Origin of the sequence: Planktotalea frisia (genome assembly GCF_001890925.1) — a bacterium.
Lineage (GTDB): Bacteria > Pseudomonadota > Alphaproteobacteria > Rhodobacterales > Rhodobacteraceae > Planktotalea > Planktotalea frisia.
Window position 1 is genome coordinate 1 of record NZ_MLCB01000172.1, and the last position, 19,122, is coordinate 19,122.

Genomic DNA, 19,122 nt, shown 5'->3' on the forward strand with positions numbered 1-19,122 from the left:
CGGATCATGCGGTTAGCTGAATCGTTCTACGGTCAGACGTCAACCCGTCAAAAGTCGGGTGCTCGAGGACTCTGTGTATAGAGGTAACATGCGGCAAAATTAAGTCAATTTGAGCGAATGTTACTTGCCCTCTCGAAGGGCATTCCGCACTGGACCTGTGATTCTTTTGCCAACAAATCGAAGGTTTTCCTCTGACTTAACTGCGCAAATACTCAAAAACTGTGCAACTTGGCGCATCCTGCCTCAAATGCGTTTCACCTACGATTTGCCAGCTTTCTGGCGGAATTTCCGGGAAAAAGACGTCAGGATCGTTCACTTCTAAATCAACCTCAGTGATCAAAAGCCGGTCTGCGATCTCAATCATTTCGCGATAAATCCCAGCGCCACCAATCCCGTAAACACGCCGATAGCCCTGCGCGTAAGCCGCATCCACAGCTTGTGTAACACTGTTACAAATCAGCTCTGCTCCACAATTTTGCGAAGAGACCACGATGTTCAAACGGTTCTTCAATGGCTTGAATGGCAGGCTGTCCCACGTGTTGCGCCCCATGATGATAGCGCCGCCAAGGGTTTCGCGTTTGAAGAATTGCAAATCCTCTGGCGCGTACCAAGGGATTTCATTGCCTTTGCCGATGGCCCCGTTTTTGTCGCGTGCAACTACCAAAGAAATCATCCGCTACACCGCCACGGGTGCACGAATCGCGGCATCAGGACCGTAGCCGATGATCTCAAAATCATCATATGTGAAGTCAAAGATTGAGCTGACTTGACGCTTGATCCGTAGCTTGGGCAATGCTTTTGGGGTACGTGCAAGTTGCGTTTGCACCTGCTCCATATGGTTGGAATAAATATGCGCATCGCCGATCGAATGTATGAAATCGCCCGGCTCGTAACCCGTCACATGGGCAAGCATATGCAGCAAAAGCGCGTAAGATGCGATGTTGAAGGGCACCCCAAGGAACATATCAGCAGAGCGTTGATAGAGCTGGAGGTGCAGCTTGCCCCCCGCGATGCGCACTTGCCAAAGCGTGTGGCACGGCGGCAGCGCCATGTCTGCGATTTCTGCGGGGTTCCACGCGGATACGATCAGGCGGCGACTGTCTGGGGTGTTCTTGATCGCGTCAACAAGATCAACGATTTGATCAATGTGACCTTTCTCGTTAGGTGCCGGAAAACGACGCCATTGCGAACCATAAACAGGACCAAGATCACCATTCTCATCGGCCCATTCATCCCAGATGGAGACGCCATTGTCTTTGAGATACTTGATGTTGGTGTCCCCTGCGAGGAACCATAACAGTTCGTGGATGATCGATTTCAGGTGCAGCTTCTTAGTCGTGACCAAAGGAAACCCATCAGCCATTGGGTAACGGCATTGCATCCCAAAATGCGAGATCGTGCCTGTGCCGGTGCGGTCCGTCGACTGAACGCCGAGTTCCAACACGTCGCGCAAGGCTTGATGATACTGCTTCATGGCATTCTCCCCAGAATACGCGGTGCTTAACGCGCGCGGCTCAGACCGACAAGGTCGCTTGGACCGCTCGTCCCCACCGCGCATAGCGTTTCGCGCGCATGGCCTCATCCATGCTTGGCTCGAATTTACGCTCCAACGCCCAAGTCGCGGCGAATTCTTCCATAGGTGGATAAATTCCAGCGCGTTGCCCAGCGAGCCAGGCAGCGCCAAGCGCTGTGGTTTCGAGCACTTCAGGGCGATCCACAGGTGCGCCCAAGATATCAGAGAGGAACTGCATCGCCCAGTCCGACGCGCTCATCCCACCGTCCACACGCAACGCCGCATCTTCGGCATTCGGCCAATCCGCGTGCATCGCCTCTAACAAATCGCGCGTCTGAAACCCGACACTTTCCAACGCGGCCTTTGCCATTTCTTCTGGGCCAGAATTTCGAGTCAGACCGTAAATCGCGCCGCGACATTCCGCGTTCCAATAAGGCGCGCCAAGACCTGTGAACGCTGGCACAAGCACGACATCTTGTCCTGCATCGGCTTTGTCAGCGAGCGGCTGCGTTTCTTTCGCATCACGGATAATTTTCAATCCATCACGCAGCCATTGCACAACGGCACCCGCAATAAAGATTGAGCCTTCCAGCGCATAAGTCGGTTTACCATCAAGCTGGTAAGCGATTGTTGTTAATAGACGATTCTTTGATGTGACGGGATCATCTCCAGTATTTAGCAGTGCAAAACATCCAGTGCCGTAGGTCGACTTCAACATCCCTGGCTTGAAACACGCCTGCCCCACTGTCGCCGCCTGTTGATCACCTGCAACCCCTAAGATTGGGATCTCGCGTCCAAACAAATCAGCACGCGTGACGCCAAAATTAGCTGCGCAATCTTTGACTTCTGGCAGCATGTTCATCGGGATATCAAGCAGATCGCACATGGTCTTTGACCAGCGCCCTTTACGAATATCATAGAGCATCGTTCGCGCCGCGTTGGTGGCGTCAGTGACATGTGATTTGCCACCCGTTAGATTCCAAATCACCCAACTGTCAATCGTGCCAAACGCCAGCTCGCCCGCCTCCGCACGTGCGCGCGCACCTTCAACATTGTCGAGCAACCATTTGAGTTTTGTCGCGCTGAAATAGGGATCAAGCAGTAGGCCAGTGCGCTCTGTCACCATCGGCTCATGCCCCGCCGCTTTCAACGTTTGGCACAACTCAGACGTTCTTCGGTCCTGCCAAACAATTGCGCGGTGGATGGCTTTGCCGGTTTTGCGATCCCAGATGACTGTAGTTTCACGCTGATTGGTGATTCCAATCGCGGCAATCTCGTCCGCGCTGATGCCAGCTTTTTCAATCGCCCCACGACAAGTCGATGCGGTTGTGGACCACAGATCACTGGCCTCATGTTCGACCCAACCGCTTTGTGGGAAGTGCTGTTCAAACTCTTCCTGAGCCGACGCAACAGGGACCATGTCAGAGCCAAAAAGAATGGCGCGGGTCGAGGTCGTGCCTTGGTCAATCGCAAGAATATGGGTCATGAAGTCGTCCGTTATCTAAATTTAGGAAGCGAGCGAGGGCAGCCAAAGCACGATGCCTGGAAACGCCACAAGCAATGCGATTGTAATGCCATCAGCAATAAAGAACGGGGTCACACCGCGAAAGACGTCTTGAACAGTCAAATCATCACGCACGCCCGCAACCACAAAACAATTAAGGCCAATGGGCGGGGTGATCAAACAAAACTCCGCCATCTTCACCACCAAAATACCGAACCAGATCGCACACATGGGGCCAGACATGCCAAACGCACTATCCGCGGCACTCACCAATTCACCACCGTTCAATGCCATCACCGCAGGGTAAACCACAGGCAAGGTCAGCAAAAGCATGCCAATCGCGTCCATGAACATGCCGAGCACCGCATAGGCCAGCAAAATGCAGATCAGGATGGTTAAAGGCGCCATCTCAAGCCCTGTGATCCAGTCCGAAAACGCAACCGGCAATTTCGCGAATCCCAAGAAGCGCACATAGATCAAAACGCCCCAGATGATTGTAAAGATCATCACTGTCAGTTTGGCAGTCTCGAGCAGTGCTTCTTTCAGTTTCGCCCAGCGCATACCGCGATAAAGCGCCATGCAGAAAATGATGAAGGCTCCAATTGCGCCGCCCTCTGTAGCAGTGCCCCATGCGTCGCCGAACGGGTTGTAGACAAAGAAAATGATGATCACGACCACGGCCACAATGGGCAGCGCTGGCGGCAAGGATTCAAAGCGTTCGCGCCAAGTGAAACCACCCACCGGCGGGCCGATATTCTTGAACCCCAGTGCAAGGCCGATAATCAGAATGGCATAAACAAACGCTGAAAACACACCCGGAATAAAGCCTGCAAGCAGCAGTTTTCCCACGTCCTGTTCGACGATAATCGCATAGATTACGAGGATCGCGGAAGGTGGAATAAGCGACGCGAGCGTACCACCTGCGGCGACAACGCCCGCTGCGAAGGCTTTGTTATAACCCACTTTCAGCATCTCAGGGATGGCGATGCGGGCGAAAACAGCGGCCGTCGCAACGGATGCACCGGACACCGCGGCAAAGCCAGCCGTGGCAAAAACAGTGGCAACTGCAAGACCGCCGGGAACCCAAGCAATCCAACGCTTTGCAGCTTCAAAGAGCGCGACTGTCAGCTTTGCGTGATAGGCAAGATATCCGATCAGAATGAATACTGGGATCAGGCTCAAAACCTGTGCTGACACCTTTGAATGCGGGGTCAGGCCTGCAACTTTGACGCTGATTTCCACAGCTTTCCAAAACCGGTCTGGGTCATAGTCAAACCCGTTCCAGCGCAGCCAGACAAGACCGACAAATCCCGCGAGACCTGCCGCGAAGGCCACGCGCATACCGAGCAGAACAAAAACCAGCATGCCGCCGCTGACCCATAGGCCAATTTCAATGGGTTCCATCAGTCTTCTCCCATCAAAGATTTGGCTTCAATTTCAGCTTGTTCCGCGACAGTTAAGGTTAATGGCACGGCCACTGGATTTTCCAAACCTAACACAAGGGCGCGTCCGTAGCCGACAGCTTGCAAGATCAAGCGTGCACTCAGGATAGCGAAAGCAAAAGGCACGACAAGTTTTGACGGCCAGATCGGAATGCCCACATCAATTGAACTGTCGCGACTACAAAGTGGTCTCGCACAGTCAAAGGAGCGATCAAAATGCTCCCAAGCGCCCCATGTGAGCGCGACGATCAGCAATAAAATCAACAAAACAGAGATCAGCTCAAACAGCCAAAGCACGCGACCTTTCAAGACAGAAACGAGCATGTCCATACGAATATGCGTCCCATCGCGCTGCACGTATGACACGCCCATGATCGCAATGATCGGCATCGCCGCTTCGATATAATCTACATAACCCATCATCGGAGAGGCGAAAAATTTACGCCCCGTGACGGAATAAACCGCCAAAAACATCAGCGAAAAAATTGCGAGGCCGCTCAGCAGCGCGCAGAATTTCTCAAGCGGAAGAAGGGTGCGGTCGAGCCTGCTCAGCAAGCTGGAATCTTCAAGGACGGCTGCGGAGCCTGCCATGTGTTTAATCCCGAAATGTTAGGAAATTGAGTGGTATGCAAAAGAAGGGTGCGTGGTTTCCCACGCCCCTCCCCGCTTCACTTACATCTTCGCGTCGGCAAGCGCTTTCACGACAAGATCATAAAGCTCTTGGCCTGGCAGGCCTTGCGCTTCCATGTCTTTGATCCATTCATCGCGAATTGGATCAGCCGCTTTCGCGCGGAACTCAGCGATTACGTCATCCGCAATCTCAACTTTTTCAACGTTTTTCTCGGCCAATACCGAATCCCAACGTCCCAAAAGCTCGGCATAGTTCGCCAAGTAGTGATCCAACGATTCCTGGACAGAGCTATCGAGCGCTTCGCGGTGCTCATCGCTCAAGCTCTCATAGGCGTCGATATTCACCACAACTGGGCAGTTCACCGTGCCGGGGTTCAGGTTGGCCGTCCACCAAGTCGCTTGGTTGATCGTGCCAAAGCTTAGGTGTGCGTGCTGAGCGAACGCGACTGTATCCACAACGCCGCCTTCCATCGCTTGATAAGCTTCTGTCGCCGTTACCGATGTTGGAACCGCGCCAACGGCTGCAAACGCATTGCCGATACCGCCTGTTGCACGCACACGCATGCCTTCAAAGTCGCTCAAAGTTTTGCGTGCTTCGCCTGTGCCAACCAAGTTATACTGTGGCATGGGCGAGGTCATCAAAAGCTTTGCGTTCCACTGCGCCATTTCTTCTGTTGCCGCTGGATGCGCGTAAACCGCTTTGGAAACCGCGACTTCCTGCTCTAAGTTCTCAACACCCAAGAAAGGCAGTTCCAGAACTGTGATCACGCGGTTCTTGTCGCGGTGATAGCCCGCACAGAATTGCGCCATCTCGAACGCGCCGATAGAGATACCATCAAGGTTCTCGCGGTTCTTGGACAGACCACCATAAGAGACGTTCATTGTGAACTCGCCATTGGTCTTTTCAGAGACGAGTTCCGCCAGTTTCTCAACATGCTCGGTGAACGCGCGGCGCTTGCCCCAGACAGAGACGTTCCATTCTGTAGCAGCGGCTTCCGCACCCAAAGATGCGATAAAGGCGGCGCCAACGAGCTTTGCAGATAAGTGTTTCATAGTCTTCTCCCAGTTTTTTGATTGAGCAAAGCTTAACGTCCACCCCGCTCGACGCAACGGGATTCGTGGAAATTCGCTAAATGTTAGGCCATGAACCTTGCGCTGGACGCGCGCACGACCAATTCCGGCATGCAATGCAAATTCGCAATGCCCGCTTCTTTCTGAGTGATTGCGTTGGCAAGCGCTTGACCTGCCTCTTGCCCGATGCGCACTGCGGGCAGGCGCACAGTGCTGAGCGGCGGCTCAATTTCTGACGATCCTTTGAAATCGCCGATCCCGACAATCGACACATTTGCAGGCACGCTTAACCCGCAAGCCTGCGCGCCATAAAGCGCGCCAGTGGCAAGGATGTCATTGCCGCAAATAATGGCGCTCGGCCGTTTTTGGCGGGATAAAAGTGCGGACGTATCGCGCTTGGACGCAGAAATCGAATAGACCGTTTCCAATTGCCATTCTGGCCGAACCTCAACGCCCGCGTTTGCGAGCGCCTCCATAACACCCAACTTGCGGCCTTGAGCACGATCATTGCCGCTCACGGGTGGAAACATACAGGCGATGTCACGGTGACCAAGGCTTAGAATATGCTCTGCAATCAACCTCCCCGCCAGATGATTATCTGCACCAATACAAGGAAGTCGTGCGGCTTCGCTGTGGTTCCAAATCAAAACTGCGGGAATGGCTTGGCTCTCGATCAGTTGAAACACCGCCTCATCATGCTCTAAGCCCGTCAGGACCACACCGTCCACGCGATGTTCTAAAAACTTGCGCAGCACCGCATATTCCTGCTTGGCGCTGTATCCGTGAGAGGCAAGCAAGATCGTAAATCCCTGCGTCTCAACCGCGTCGGAAAAGGCTTGCACCACCTCGGCAAAGATCGCGTGATCAATCGTCGGAACAAGAACACCGATCGTTCCAGACCGTATCCCATGTATGGTTTGCGCGGCGCGATTGCGGATGTAGCCTTGCTTGCGCACAGCGGAATCAATGCGGCGACGGGTCGAGGATTTCAGCAATTCAGGATGATTAAAGTAACGAGACACCGTCGAAGCAGAGACCTTTGCCGCCTTGGCGACACTAATGATATCCGCTTTTTTCTTATCCTTATCAGACACCTAACACCCCAAATTCAGTCATTTTATGAAAACATTTGCAAAACTATTTTCATTGATTAGCGTTAAACGTCAACAGAGCTCGTGTCTGGGGAGGCAAACGCTTGGAATTTCTGCTCTATTTCGGCGATGTGTTCACGCCAGTGAATTTCGGCCTGCTTCTTATCGGTACGATTGGCGGTTTGATTCTTGGCGCAACGCCTGGTCTTTCACCGACCATGGCCGTCGCTTTGCTTATCCCCTTTACCTTCAAACTTGAAGCCGCCCAAGGTCTGATCCTCTTGGGCGCGGCCTACACATCGACCGTCGCGGGGGGCGCAGTTTCAGCGATCTTGCTGAAAATTCCGGGCGCACCTGCCAACATCGCAACCACCCTCGACGGTCATACGATGGCGCAAAAGGGTGAAGGCGCGAAGGCGCTACAACTTTCTTTCATCTCTTCTGCAATTGGCGGTGTGTTTGGTGTGATGCTGCTGATTTTCCTGACACCTGTGTTGGCTAAATGGGCGTTGGCGTTCGGTCCATCGCATCTGTTCTGGCTCGCAATCCTTGGCGTCACGATCATCGGCTCGCTCGATTCCAGCAGCGTTGTCAAAGGGTTGCTGTCCGGCTGCATCGGTTTATGGCTGGCGACCATCGGCTTTGACGACATCATGGGTGCCCAGCGCTTTATCTTCCATCCAGCCGTGAGCGGCGGCATTAACGTGATTCCCGCCTTGATCGGTCTATTCGCTATTCCGCAAGTCATCACGATGTTCGCGAAAGGGCGAAACGATACGTCCGCAGAGGTGATCGAGGTCAAGAAACAGCCCGTCATGGACTCAATCCGCGAAGTGATAAAGCGTAAGCGCGCCCTTGGCATTGGCACAGCGATTGGCTCTGTGATCGGCCTAATCCCTGGTGTGGGCGGTCAGATCGCGGGGCTTGTGGCGTATGATCAAGCCAAAAAATTCAGTCCTGAGCGTGATAAGTTCGGCACGGGCCATTCCGAGGGCGTGATCGCCGCAGAAGCCGCGAACAACGCGATGGTCGGACCAAGTCTAGTGCCACTGCTCACTCTCTCCATCCCCGGTTCGCCCACTGCTGCTGTCCTACTTGGCGGACTGTTGATCCATGGCATTTTCCCCGGCTCTGATCTTTTCGACAATCACCCTGATGTGGCGTGGACTTTCATCAACTCGATGCTGATCGGGCAGATCCTGATGTGCATCTTTGGGCTCTATGTCGCTGGCCTTGCCGCGAGCGTGGCGCGGGTTCCGCATTCGGTCATGGCGGCTGTGGTCCTCGGCCTCGCGCTTTTTGGGAGCTATTCGGTGCAGAATTCCATGGGCGATGTCTACGTCATGGCCTCGCTTGGGATTGGTATGTATTTCCTTGAGCGCTTCGGCTTTTCCGCAGCTCCCTTGGTGCTTGGCCTGATCCTTGGACCCATCGCGGAGGCGAATTTCGTGCAAGGTTCGATGATCGCGAACGCCACCAACGGCCTTGGCCCCTATTTCATGACTGGCACGCTGAACCTCACGCTGATCGCTGTTGTCATCGCCTCCATCGTTTATTCGATTTGGATGGAGCTGCGCCAAGCCCGCTACACCACCAAGGACGACGCTGTCCACAAAGAGGAGGCGCTGTAATCATGGCCGATCTGCCCCGCAATCAGCACATCATCGCTTCTGGCATCGTCGCCGGCGTTGGAATGTCCGTCTGCTACCTAAGTTACACGCAACAACCTGCCGAAGCGTTTACCTTTCCGCGTCTCATCTCGACCGTGTTTGCGGTGCTGGCGATCTGGACCTTTGGCAAAGCGATTTTGGGCAAAACCAAGGTCGGCAATGGCCTATCGATGGAGGCAATGTCGCGCATCACACCGGGTTTGCTGGTGATGCTCGTTTATATCTTTTGGTCCGCCAAAGCGCTTGGCTTTTACACAAGCTCCACAATCGCCTTCTTTGTACTGCTTAGCCTTTATGATCCTGCCCCGCACGGCGAGATCAAAAGCTGGATCAAACGCGCCCTTATTACGGCTGGCTTTCTAGCTATCATGTACGGACTCTTCGCGATGCTACTCAATGTCTACACACCGCGAGAGATATTCTTTTGACCGACCTGAACCGCAAGAGCGGCAGGCACATATCTAAACCTAGGGAGAACTAAACAATGAAAAATCTATTCGCAGGCGCGGCAATCGCGCTTATGGGCCTGACCGGAACAGCTTATGCGGACGGCCACGCCAACTATCCTGAGCGTCCCGTCATGATGATGGTCAGCTACGGCGCTGGCGGTGCCACAGATTTCCAAGCGCGCATTGTGACGATGACGGCTGGAAATGAAGACGCGCTTGGCATGCCCATCGCGATCATCAACAAGCCCGGTGCAGGTGGACGCGTCGGTTGGAACTGGCTCGCAACGCAGGCCGAAGCAGACGGCTACACGCTGGGTGCATACAACGTGCCACACTTCATCGCGCAGTCCATCAAAGGCGGCGTAGAATATTCTGCGGACAGCTTTGAGCCAATCGCAAACTGGGGCGCTGACCCGGCTGTTTTCGTCGTTGGAGCAGATAGCGAAATGAACTCTATGACCGACGTTGTGGACTTTGCAAAAGCGAACCCCGGCAAGCTGACATTTTCTGGCGCGGGCCTGTTTGTGGGTCACCACATCGCAGCGCTCCAGCTTGAGAAAGCGGCTGGTGTAAAGATGGCCTATATCCCATCCAACGCAGGTGGTGCCGGCGCTATGAAATCCGTGATCGCGGGTGAAGTCATGGGCGGCGTCAACAACCTGTCTGACGCATTCCGCGCGGCTGCGGCAGGCAACGTCAAAATCCTCGGCGTGTTTGATCTTGAGCGCAACGAGTTCCTGCCAGACGTACCAACGTTAAAAGAACAAGGGTTCGATATCGACAACGCCTCTGTGAACTTTCGCGGTGTGATGGTGCCAAAAGGCACACCACAAGGCATCATCGACAAGCTCGCAGCATCCGTTCCAGCAATGTTCGAAAATGGTCGCGTAGCGGGCAAAATGAAAGCAGGCGGCTCACCTATGCACGTTATGAACCGCGAAGAGGTTCTTGAAATGTGGGCCGCACGTGAAGCAACACTGAAAGAGCTGCTCGCAGGTCTTTAATCACTCTAGAGCAGGGCGCTGAACTTGCGCCTTGCTCTTCTCTGTCCAAAGGAATTCCTATGACTGCTCTTGATCCCATCGCTCAACTCGACGCCGTGATCGCGCGCGCACGCGCAGCGCAGGTCCGCTACGAGGCGAGTGGCAGTCAAGCGCTCTATGACAGTGCCGCCAAAGCCGTGGCTTGGGCCATCATGGAGCCAACCCGCAACAAAGCCCTTGCAGAGCTTTCTGTGCAGACCACAGGTCTTGGCAACGTGCCTGACAAGATAACAAAGAACCACCGTAAGACGCTTGGTTTGATGCGCGATATCAAGGATGTGCCGACCTATGGCGTGATTTCCGACGACGCCGAGACTGGCATCACGACGATTGCGCGCCCCATTGGTTTGATCGGTGCTGTCGTGCCCTCGACCAATCCGGGTGCGACGCCTGCGAACAACATCATCAACGCGCTGAAATGCGGCAATGCAATTGTGCTGTCGCCTTCGCCCAAAGGTGTTCCAACGATGGAAAGACTGCTGGAACATATCTATGCCGAATTCGACAAGATCGGTTTGGATCGTGATCTGGTGATGATGGTTCCGGGGCGTGGTTCCAAAGAACAAACGCAAAGATTGCTAGAGCAGGCCGATTTGGTCGTCGTCACGGGCTCGCAAAACAACGTGAAACGCGCCTACACCTGCGGCACCCCTGCGGTTGCGGTTGGTGCTGGCAATGTCACCGTGATCGTCGATGAAACGGCTGATTTGAAAGCCGCGGCAGAAAAGATCAAAGCCTCTAAAACCTTCGATAACGCCACCTCTTGTTCGTCCGAGAATTCCGTTGTTGTGGTCGATGCGATCTATGATGCTTTCGTGGCTGAAATGGCTAAAACGGGTGGCGTGGTGATCAAAGATGAAGCCCGCATCGTGAAAGCACTCTGGCCAGACGGGCATTTTAATCGTGAAGCAATTGCGCAGGACGCGGACAAGATGATTGCGGCTTTGAACCTTGGCGATGAGGTCCCTGAGAACACCGAATATGTCGCCGTGGAAACCACAGGTATCGGCCCTGATCATCCGCTTTCTGGCGAAAAGCTCAGCCGCGTGCTCGCCTTTTACCGCGCTTCAAACTTTGATGATGCCGTCGCCACCACGCGACGCATTCAACTCCACATGGGCGCAGGCCATTCTGTCGGCTTGCACAGCACGGATGAGGCCCACGCGATGCAACTCGCCAACGCCATTCCCACTTGCCGTGTGATCATCAACCAAGCGCATTGTTTTGCAACTGGTGGCGCGTTCAATAATGGCATGCCCTTTTCGCTCTCAATGGGTTGTGGCTCTTGGGGGGGTAACTCGATCGATGACAATTTGCATTGGAAGCATTTCCTGCAAACCACTAAAATCGTGCGCGAAATCCCTACGCGTGAACCCGCGCTTGAGGAGATCTTTGGCGACTATTGGGCTGAGGTTGGCAAGTGATCCTAAGCCAGAACAAGCCCCCCGAAGGCACGGTTCGCGACTGGCTCGATGCACGTGCGCGCGTGGGTGGCACGGCCTTTGTTTTCCCCGAAACTGATGAAACCCTCAGCTGGGCTGAACTGCGCGAGGCGGCGAGAACCCTTGCTCAAAGCCTTACCGCGCACGGTATCGCAAAAGGCGAAAGCCTCGCGATTATCCACCCAAATGGGCGCGACGGGGTCGTTGCGCTTTACGCAGCGCTATACGGTGGATTTCGCGCGACGATGATCAACCTCGCCGCTGGCCCCGATGCGATTGGCTACGCACTCGAGCATTCTGGCGCGCGCTTTGCATTGGTACATGACGATCAGCGCGAAACCTTCAAATCCGCGGGATCTAGCGAGATATCCGCGCTTGATAGCAGTGACTTGAATGGTACAGCAGAGCTTTACGACATCACATCAAATGACCACGCTTTGTTGATGTACACATCTGGCACCACTGGCCGCCCCAAAGGAGTGGTGCACACGCAGGCGAGCTTGCTTGCAGGCGGTTGGACCACAGCAATTGCGCACGCCCTTGCACCGCAAGACCGCGGATTTTGTGTGCTACCGATTTATCATATCAACGGCCTTTGCGTCACGGTTATGGGTGCGCTTGTGTCTGGCGGTTCGCTCGCAATGGTGTCGCGTTTTTCTACCTCAAAGTTCTGGCAACAGGCTGAAGCGGCTGAAATCACATGGTTTTCCGTGGTGCCAACGATTATCAGCCATTTGCTTCACGGCGAAACAGCGCCCAGCACCACATTGCGCAAGCGCTTGCGCTTTGGGCGCTCCGCCTCTTCCGCACTGGCCGTTGAAACCCACACAGCGTTCGAATCGCGCTTTGGTGTTCCGATCATCGAAACGATGGGCCTTACAGAAACCGCCGCTCAAATTCTGTCTAACCCGCTCGACTCTGAGGCGCGCAAAATCGGCTCTCCCGGCAAAGCTTATGGCAATGAGGTTAGCATTTTGAACAGCGATCTCAGCGAAGCCGCGCGCGGATCTGAAGGCGAAATTGCAGTGCGCGGGCCTAACACGCTCTTGGAATATTTGCACAATCCAGAAGCTACCGCTGCGACCTTCGCAGGCGAGTGGCTGCGCACAGGTGACTTGGGGCGCATGGACAACGACGGTTATGTTTTCGTGACCGGACGCCTCAAGGAATTAATCATCAAAGGCGGCGAAAACATCGCGCCGCGCGAGATTGATGAAGCGCTCTATGCACATCCAGATGTAGTCGAAGCAGCCGCGTTTGCACGCCCCTGCAAAAGCTATGGAGAACGCGTTGAAGCGGCCGTAAGCCTCAGTGATGGCTCCACATTAGCGATGGACGAGTTGAAAGCGCTTTGCGTCGCGAAGCTCGGGAAATTCAAAGCACCGGATATGATTTATTTGTTGGATGAACTGCCCAAGGGGCCGTCTGGGAAAATCCAGCGATTGAAACTGGTCGATCTGCTTTAGCCGCATAGATCTTTGAATGGGTGGTGGCGATGCAGGGATTTGAACCCCGGACACGCGGATTATGATTCCGCTGCTCTAACCAACTGAGCTACATCGCCAACAGGGCGTCGGATACTGGACTGGAAAACGTCCGTCAAGTTAGAAACGCACAGATATCGGCGAAATTCGTCACTAGGATGTAACCTAGATTTAGCTTGGTGCGATTGCATTTGGAGGCATCGCATTCGCTTTCAGAACGGCCCATATGTTTTGCCCGACTTTTAGCTCCATCTGCGCAAGCGCACGTGCTGTGATACGCGCCAACAAACGATCTGTCCCACAGCTCAGCGCAATTGCAAATCCAGAACTTGCCCCCTCGCGGATCGCTGTAATTTTTGCAGGCAACACATTTTGGCTCGACATGTCTTTTGGTTCGCTCAGGGACAAAATCACATCTTGCGCGCGGATGCGGATGCGCACTGACGTACCAACAGTGACCGCCATTCGCGGCACAAAGAGCATGCCAGCACTCAGACGTATCCCACTCAATCCATCGCTGGCATGGTGATCAACGACGCCAGTTATCAAAGCCCCTGCATCTTGCACGCCGATCAGCTTCATATTTGCAGGATCGGCTAGAACATCCTCGGCGGTGCCTTGCGCTACGCTTTTACCATCACGCAAAACGCACAAATGATCCGCAAGGCGCACAATTTCGCTCATATCATGGGTGACATAGATCATAGGCGGGCCACCTTGCGCGCGCAGGCGTTCGAAATAGGGCAGAATTTCTTCTTTGCGCTGCGTATCAAGCGCTGCAAGCGGCTCATCGAGCAACAACAAACGCGGCGCAGTGAGCAATGCGCGACCAAGGGCTACACGCTGTTTTTCGCCACCCGAAAGCGCGCCAGGTCGGCGCTGCATCAGAGCACCAATCCCCAGCATCTCTATAACCGTTTTGCGGTGGTTTTTACCCAACGAAGCGTCTGCATAGCGTGTCCCAAAATCGAGATTATCGGCCACATTTAAGTGAGGAAACAAACGCGCGTCTTGGAAAACATAGCCGATACGGCGTAGATGTACGGGGACGTTGATACCTAAAGCGGCATCAAACAACACCTGTTCATCAAGGGTAATGCGCCCGCTTTGAGGGCGAGACAGTCCAGCGATCGCATTGATCAGGCTGGTTTTCCCGCTTCCGGAGCGTCCATAAATAACTGTTGCGCCCTGCCCTGCCTGAAGCTGCGCATCAAGTTTGAAACGTCCTAGTGTCGCTTGGATATCAACGTCTAAACTCATTGCCCTGACACCCGCTGCAGCGCGCGCCTTGCAAGGACTTCAGATATTGCCAAAGCCAGCACTGAAACGGCCACCGATATCGCAATCAAGCGCAGCGCATCCGCTTCGCCGCCAGGCACTTGTAACAACGTGTAAATCGCAGAAGGCAAAGTTTCGCTTTGACCGGGAATTGAAGCGACAAAAGTGATCGTAGCGCCAAATTCGCCCATTGCTTTGGCAAAGCCGAGCACCGCCCCAGTCAGCAAAGCAGGCGTGATAAGTGGTAAAGTCACCCGTCTGAACACTGCGCGTTTGGAAGCGCCCAGCGTCGCGCCAGCCTCTTCTAGACCATGATCGACCCCCTCAAACCCCAAGCGGATCGCGCGCACGATTAAGGGGAATCCCATGATTGCCGCCGCGAGCGCCGCTCCGGTCCAGCGGAAAGCAAAGGTAATGCCGAAAAGCGTTTCAAACACCTCTCCAAATGGTCCTTGTTTGCCGAACAACAGCAAGAGCGCGTAGCCCGTGACAACAGGGGGCAGGACCAAAGGGAGATGCACGATGATATTGAGTGTGGACTTTCCGAAAAAGTCGCGTCGCGCCAAAAGCCATGCGATCCAAATTGCGAATGGCAAGCTGAGCAGCGTGGCAACCAAAGCAATGCGCAAGGACAGCGTGACAATCGCCCATTCAGCGGCGCTCAGGATCATTCGCAGCGTCCTGTTTCTTGAGTTGGTACATTTGCAAAACCTTGTTCCGCAAATACCTGTTGTGCGGCAATCAACGCTTTGGCGATGTCTACGCTTCCCTCGCGCGCGTTAGTGGTGATCGCCATGGGGTAACGAATTGCGGGATACGCCATGGCATCAGGCGTAAAGACGGCACGCACACGTGGCTCGGCAGCGACATCGCTGGCATACACAAAGCCAAGCGGCACTTCACCGCGCGCAATTAATGCCAAGGCCAAACGCACATTCGACGTTTCAGCGAGATGTGGCCGCAGCGCATCGAGCCAGCCCTGCTCGCTCAAGTAGGTCCGCGTATATTGTCCGGCAGGAACCGCGCGTAACTGGCCTACGGACAGACGTTCGCCGTTCAACGCCGTGATGAGATCGTTTGCTGATTGCACGTCCAAATCAGGCGCGTTCGCAGATGCCGCGAGAACCAAAGCGTTGCTCAAAAGATTGCAACGGCTCAAATTTTGCAACACCTCTTGCGTTGAAAGCCATTCCATCCAATCGGGGTGTGCAAGAATGACAATGTCTGCCTTTGCACCTTGAGCAATTTGCCGCGCGATTGCAGCGCTGCCACCATAGACAGGCACCGCGTCCAAAGCGCGCGTTTCAATCACATTATCCAGCGCGGTCTTCAAACTTGACGCGGCAAAGATCGTCACGGGCTCTGCCCCAATCGGCGCAGCAAGCGTGGCACTTGTGCAAAGCGCGAATATCAAAGGGCGAAGTGACATCATAGCGCGACTATTTCGAATGGCGCCAACGGGTGCAAGCGCTTGCTTGCTTTGCGCCCGCACGCTAGGGCTGAATGCACAAACCCGAATGTGAAAGATCGTATTTTCCATGCTGCTCTACCGATGCTTATTCACGCTCGCACTGCCGTTTTTGGTGCTCGCTTTGCTTATAAGGGTACTTCGCCGCGTGGAAAGCTTTGCAGATTTTCGCGAACGGCTGGGGCTTTGGTCTGTTCTTCCAAAAGGCCACGTCGTTTGGAGCCACGCGGCATCCAACGGTGAACTCGCAGCCGCCCGTCCGATCATTGAAAAACTTGCCGATGACAATGCCTTGTTGATTACCTGCAATAGCATCAGCGGCAAGCACCTTGTGCAAAGCTGGGATCTAAAGAACGCTGATTGTCGCCTTGCTCCGATTGATCTCGCTCGGGTGCAGCGCCGAATTATTCGCAAAATGGACCTGCGCCTGTTCGCGCTGTTCGAAGCTGACTTTTGGCCGAACCGTTTGGGTGCGCTCAAAATGGCGCACATACCAGTTGCCCTAGTAGGTGGCCGTATTTCGGAAAAAAGCGCCAAAGGCTGGCATCGTTTCAACGGGTTAGCATCGCGCGTTTTCGGGAGTTTTGACCTCGTCTGCGCACAAGACTCAGCGTCGCGACAGCGGTTGAAGAGCTTGGGCGCGCGGTCGTTTGGCCCTCATATCGCGATGAAATCTTTTTACCAAGCATCCCAACACAAGACACCACATCCAGTTCCAGATCGTGACACGACTTGGCTCCCGGCATCCACCCATGAGGGCGAGGATGCCGTCCTTCTTAACGCTCATAAACAGGTCTTAAAAAGTGCGCCAAACACGAAAATGATCCTAGCTCCACGTCATCCGAAGCGCGGTGACGAGATCGCAAAAATAGCACACCGGCTCGGTTTGAAGGCAACTCAGCGCAGCAAGGGCGAGAGCTTGGATCAAGCAAGTGAACTCTACATTGCGGATACTTTGGGCGAGATGGACAGTTGGTATGCGCGCGCAAACATTTGCTTCGTGGCGGGGTCTTTGGTTGCGAAAGGGGGGCATACACCGTTCGAGCCGCTTGCTCATGATTGTGCCATTTTGCACGGTCCGCATTTTGAAAACTTTACGGAACCTTACGGTGCACTTGCAGAGCACCAAGGTGCCATTTTATGCTCAAATGAACATGAAATTGCGCGCAGCGTACTTGCGTTGCTTGCCCCCAATGCGGCCGAAACTCAGGTTCAAAACGCCCGAAAGGCACTTGATCAAACCCATTCCTTAGAGGATGTTCTGTCTGCCCTTCGACAATTGTCAAAAAACTGATACAATGAAGTCCTATAAGATCGCCAAGAAAACAGCGACATCACGTACGAGCAAACGAGGCAAAGGTATAAATTCTATGAAAGAGCATCGAGCCAAGGATAAAGCGTTTGCACCGATTGATTTGATGGGTGCCAAGAAAACAGGGCTGCGCACGCAATTTGCTGCGCTCTGTTATCGTCTGCGCAAAGGTAAGCCTGAAGTCCTGTTGGTGACATCGCGTCGTACCAAACGTTGGATTATCCCCAAAGGGTGGCCACAAGACGGAATGTTACCCGCGCAAAGTGCTGCGATTGAAGCTTTGGAAGAAGCTGGCGTCGAGGGCAAACTGAGCAATGAATCCTTAGGAATTTATTCCTACACCAAGCATCACGTGTCTGGTCGTGCGATCCCCTGTGTGGGGATTGTCTATAGCTTGAAAGTCAAAACGATCCACGATCGGTATCGCGAAATCGGCCAGCGCAAACGCAAATGGTTCAGCTTGGCCGATGCTGCCCGAAGGGTGAGCGAGCCGGAACTCGCACACATCATTCGCAGTTTTAATCCAAAACAGGCCCGCAAAAGCTGAAATCTCTCGACCGCAGTTTTTTCACTCTATATCAGTGAGCTATGATCCAATACGCCCTCAAATGTTCCAATGACCACCAGTTTGAAAGCTGGTTCCAATCAGCAAGCGCGTTTGACAAGTTGCAAAACGCACGAATGTTGACCTGCGCGGTATGTGGCGTGGCGGACGTGAACAAAGTATTGATGGCCCCCGCCGTACGACCTGCACGCAAAAACGCGGATCAATCCGGTCCAAAAGGCCCCGGCCCATTGTCGGCTCCCGCGACACCGGCAGAGCAAATGATCGCGGAAATGCGTGAAAAGGTCGAAAGTAACAGTGAATATGTGGGTAGCGAATTCGCAAAAAAAGCACGCGCGATGCACAACGGCGATGCGCCTGAAACGTCGATCTACGGCGAAGCAAATTTAGAAGAGGCGAAAAAACTGGTGGAGGACGGCGTGCCCGTGCTTCCGCTTCCATTTCGACCCTCAGGAAAGGACAACTGATGCAGGTTATTTTGACAGGCGGCAATCGCGGCATTGGCGCGCAAATGACATCGCAAATGCGTGCGCGTGGAGATACGGTGCTTGCCACCTCACGCGATGGCAGCACAGGTGCCGTCCTTGACGTGACCAACTCCGAGCAGATTAAAAGCTTTGCGGCAAGTTATGAACCAGCGCTTGATCTTCTGGTGTGCAACGCGGGCGTTTACCTCGACAAAGGTCATGCGCTCGAAAACGGGTACGAAGCCCAAATTTGGGCCGAAACATTTGCTGTAAATGTCACTGGCGTTTTTCATACGATCCAAGCGCTTTTACCCGCACTACGCCGTAGTGATGCCCCCAAAGTGGCGATCATAGCGTCGCAAATGGGCTCCTCCGAGCGCGCCGGTGGCAACGCTTTTCTCTATCGCGCATCCAAAGCGGCTGCCGTGAACCTTGCTTGTAATCTTGCGATCGACCTCAAAGGCGATGGCATCGCGGTTGGCGCGTATCACCCGGGCTGGGTTCAGACTGATATGGGCGGTGCCGAAGCAGATATTGATGCGGCGACCTCAGCCACAGGGTTGATCGCAAGATTTGATAAGCTTTCGCGCGACCACACGGGTGTTTTTGAGAATTACGACGGCGCATTGATGCCATTTTAAGCTGCGCGCACGCGTTATCATCACCGCCCCTTGCCCTTGCAAGCATAGCGCC

At 54.1% G+C, this 19,122-nt stretch carries 19 protein-coding genes and 1 tRNA gene; 9 read left to right on the forward strand and 11 right to left on the reverse strand.

What is annotated here, in order from left to right:
• Window positions 1-196: 196 nt before the first annotated feature.
• From PFRI_RS15485 to PFRI_RS15515, 7 genes are all read right to left on the reverse strand, one after another.
• On the reverse strand, window positions 197-673 hold the full coding sequence (locus PFRI_RS15485; RefSeq protein ID WP_072631609.1) for a dihydrofolate reductase: 477 nt from the start codon (window positions 671-673) through the stop codon (window positions 197-199).
• Window positions 674-676: 3 nt separating this feature from the next.
• On the reverse strand, window positions 677-1,474 hold the full coding sequence (locus PFRI_RS15490; RefSeq protein ID WP_072631610.1) for a thymidylate synthase: 798 nt from the start codon (window positions 1,472-1,474) through the stop codon (window positions 677-679).
• Window positions 1,475-1,514: 40 nt separating this feature from the next.
• Window positions 1,515-2,999: a glycerol kinase GlpK gene (gene glpK, locus PFRI_RS15495; RefSeq protein WP_072631611.1), complete on the reverse strand. Its 1,485-nt coding sequence runs from the start codon at window positions 2,997-2,999 to the stop codon at window positions 1,515-1,517.
• Between the two features lie 21 nt (window positions 3,000-3,020).
• Window positions 3,021-4,421: a TRAP transporter large permease gene (locus PFRI_RS15500; RefSeq protein ID WP_072631612.1), complete on the reverse strand. Its 1,401-nt coding sequence runs from the start codon at window positions 4,419-4,421 to the stop codon at window positions 3,021-3,023.
• A complete protein-coding gene (locus tag PFRI_RS15505; RefSeq protein ID WP_072631613.1) occupies window positions 4,421-5,050 on the reverse strand; it encodes a TRAP transporter small permease subunit in 630 nt (209 codons plus the stop codon). Before PFRI_RS15505 ends, PFRI_RS15500 begins: the two co-directional genes overlap by 1 nt.
• Before the next feature lie 81 nt (window positions 5,051-5,131).
• Window positions 5,132-6,142, reverse strand: coding sequence for a C4-dicarboxylate TRAP transporter substrate-binding protein (locus tag PFRI_RS15510; protein ID WP_072631614.1), 1,011 nt, complete (start codon window positions 6,140-6,142; stop codon window positions 5,132-5,134).
• 83 nt (window positions 6,143-6,225) lie between these two features.
• A complete protein-coding gene (locus PFRI_RS15515) occupies window positions 6,226-7,254 on the reverse strand; it encodes a LacI family DNA-binding transcriptional regulator (RefSeq protein WP_072631615.1) in 1,029 nt (342 codons plus the stop codon).
• A 101-nt stretch (window positions 7,255-7,355) separates the two neighbouring features.
• Between PFRI_RS15515 and PFRI_RS15520 the strand changes: the two genes are divergently transcribed.
• The 5 genes from PFRI_RS15520 to PFRI_RS15540 are packed head-to-tail and all read left to right on the forward strand — an operon-like array spanning window position 7,356 to window position 13,321.
• On the forward strand, window positions 7,356-8,882 hold the full coding sequence (locus PFRI_RS15520) for a tripartite tricarboxylate transporter permease (protein WP_072631616.1): 1,527 nt from the start codon (window positions 7,356-7,358) through the stop codon (window positions 8,880-8,882).
• Window positions 8,883-8,884: 2 nt separating this feature from the next.
• Entirely contained in the window at window positions 8,885-9,349 is a 465-nt protein-coding gene (locus tag PFRI_RS15525) for a tripartite tricarboxylate transporter TctB family protein (RefSeq protein WP_072631617.1), read from the forward strand.
• Window positions 9,350-9,405: 56 nt separating this feature from the next.
• Window positions 9,406-10,374, forward strand: coding sequence for a tripartite tricarboxylate transporter substrate binding protein (locus tag PFRI_RS15530; protein ID WP_072631618.1), 969 nt, complete (start codon window positions 9,406-9,408; stop codon window positions 10,372-10,374).
• Between the two features lie 59 nt (window positions 10,375-10,433).
• Window positions 10,434-11,837, forward strand: coding sequence for an acylating sulfoacetaldehyde dehydrogenase (gene sauS, locus PFRI_RS15535; RefSeq protein WP_072631619.1), 1,404 nt, complete (start codon window positions 10,434-10,436; stop codon window positions 11,835-11,837).
• The gene (locus tag PFRI_RS15540; protein WP_072631620.1) at window positions 11,834-13,321 is read left to right on the forward strand and encodes an AMP-binding protein; all 1,488 of its coding nucleotides are present in this window, start codon (window positions 11,834-11,836) and stop codon (window positions 13,319-13,321) included. The genes sauS and PFRI_RS15540 overlap by 4 nt, the downstream gene beginning before the upstream one ends.
• Window positions 13,322-13,342: 21 nt before the next feature.
• Here PFRI_RS15540 and PFRI_RS15545 read toward each other — a convergent pair.
• From PFRI_RS15545 to modA, 4 genes are all read right to left on the reverse strand, one after another.
• Window positions 13,343-13,419 (reverse strand) — tRNA-Met (locus PFRI_RS15545).
• Between the two features lie 91 nt (window positions 13,420-13,510).
• On the reverse strand, window positions 13,511-14,599 hold the full coding sequence (gene modC / locus PFRI_RS15550) for a molybdenum ABC transporter ATP-binding protein (protein WP_072631621.1): 1,089 nt from the start codon (window positions 14,597-14,599) through the stop codon (window positions 13,511-13,513).
• Entirely contained in the window at window positions 14,596-15,288 is a 693-nt protein-coding gene (modB, locus tag PFRI_RS15555; protein ID WP_072631622.1) for a molybdate ABC transporter permease subunit, read from the reverse strand. The genes modC and modB overlap by 4 nt, the downstream gene beginning before the upstream one ends.
• A complete protein-coding gene (modA, locus tag PFRI_RS15560; protein ID WP_084649724.1) occupies window positions 15,285-16,157 on the reverse strand; it encodes a molybdate ABC transporter substrate-binding protein in 873 nt (290 codons plus the stop codon). The genes modB and modA overlap by 4 nt, the downstream gene beginning before the upstream one ends.
• A 76-nt stretch (window positions 16,158-16,233) precedes the next feature.
• Between modA and PFRI_RS15565 the strand changes: the two genes are divergently transcribed.
• The 4 genes from PFRI_RS15565 (at window position 16,234) to PFRI_RS15580 (ending at window position 19,070) form a co-directional block, all read left to right on the forward strand.
• Window positions 16,234-17,379, forward strand: a complete 1,146-nt coding sequence (locus PFRI_RS15565) for a 3-deoxy-D-manno-octulosonic acid transferase (RefSeq protein WP_175549264.1) — start codon at window positions 16,234-16,236, stop codon at window positions 17,377-17,379.
• A gap of 76 nt (window positions 17,380-17,455) precedes the next feature.
• Window positions 17,456-17,944, forward strand: coding sequence for an NUDIX hydrolase (locus PFRI_RS15570; protein WP_072631624.1), 489 nt, complete (start codon window positions 17,456-17,458; stop codon window positions 17,942-17,944).
• Between the two features lie 41 nt (window positions 17,945-17,985).
• Entirely contained in the window at window positions 17,986-18,429 is a 444-nt protein-coding gene (locus PFRI_RS15575) for a DUF1178 family protein (RefSeq protein ID WP_072631625.1), read from the forward strand.
• Window positions 18,429-19,070: an SDR family NAD(P)-dependent oxidoreductase gene (locus tag PFRI_RS15580; RefSeq protein ID WP_072631626.1), complete on the forward strand. Its 642-nt coding sequence runs from the start codon at window positions 18,429-18,431 to the stop codon at window positions 19,068-19,070. Before PFRI_RS15575 ends, PFRI_RS15580 begins: the two co-directional genes overlap by 1 nt.
• Window positions 19,071-19,122: the final 52 nt, after the last annotated feature.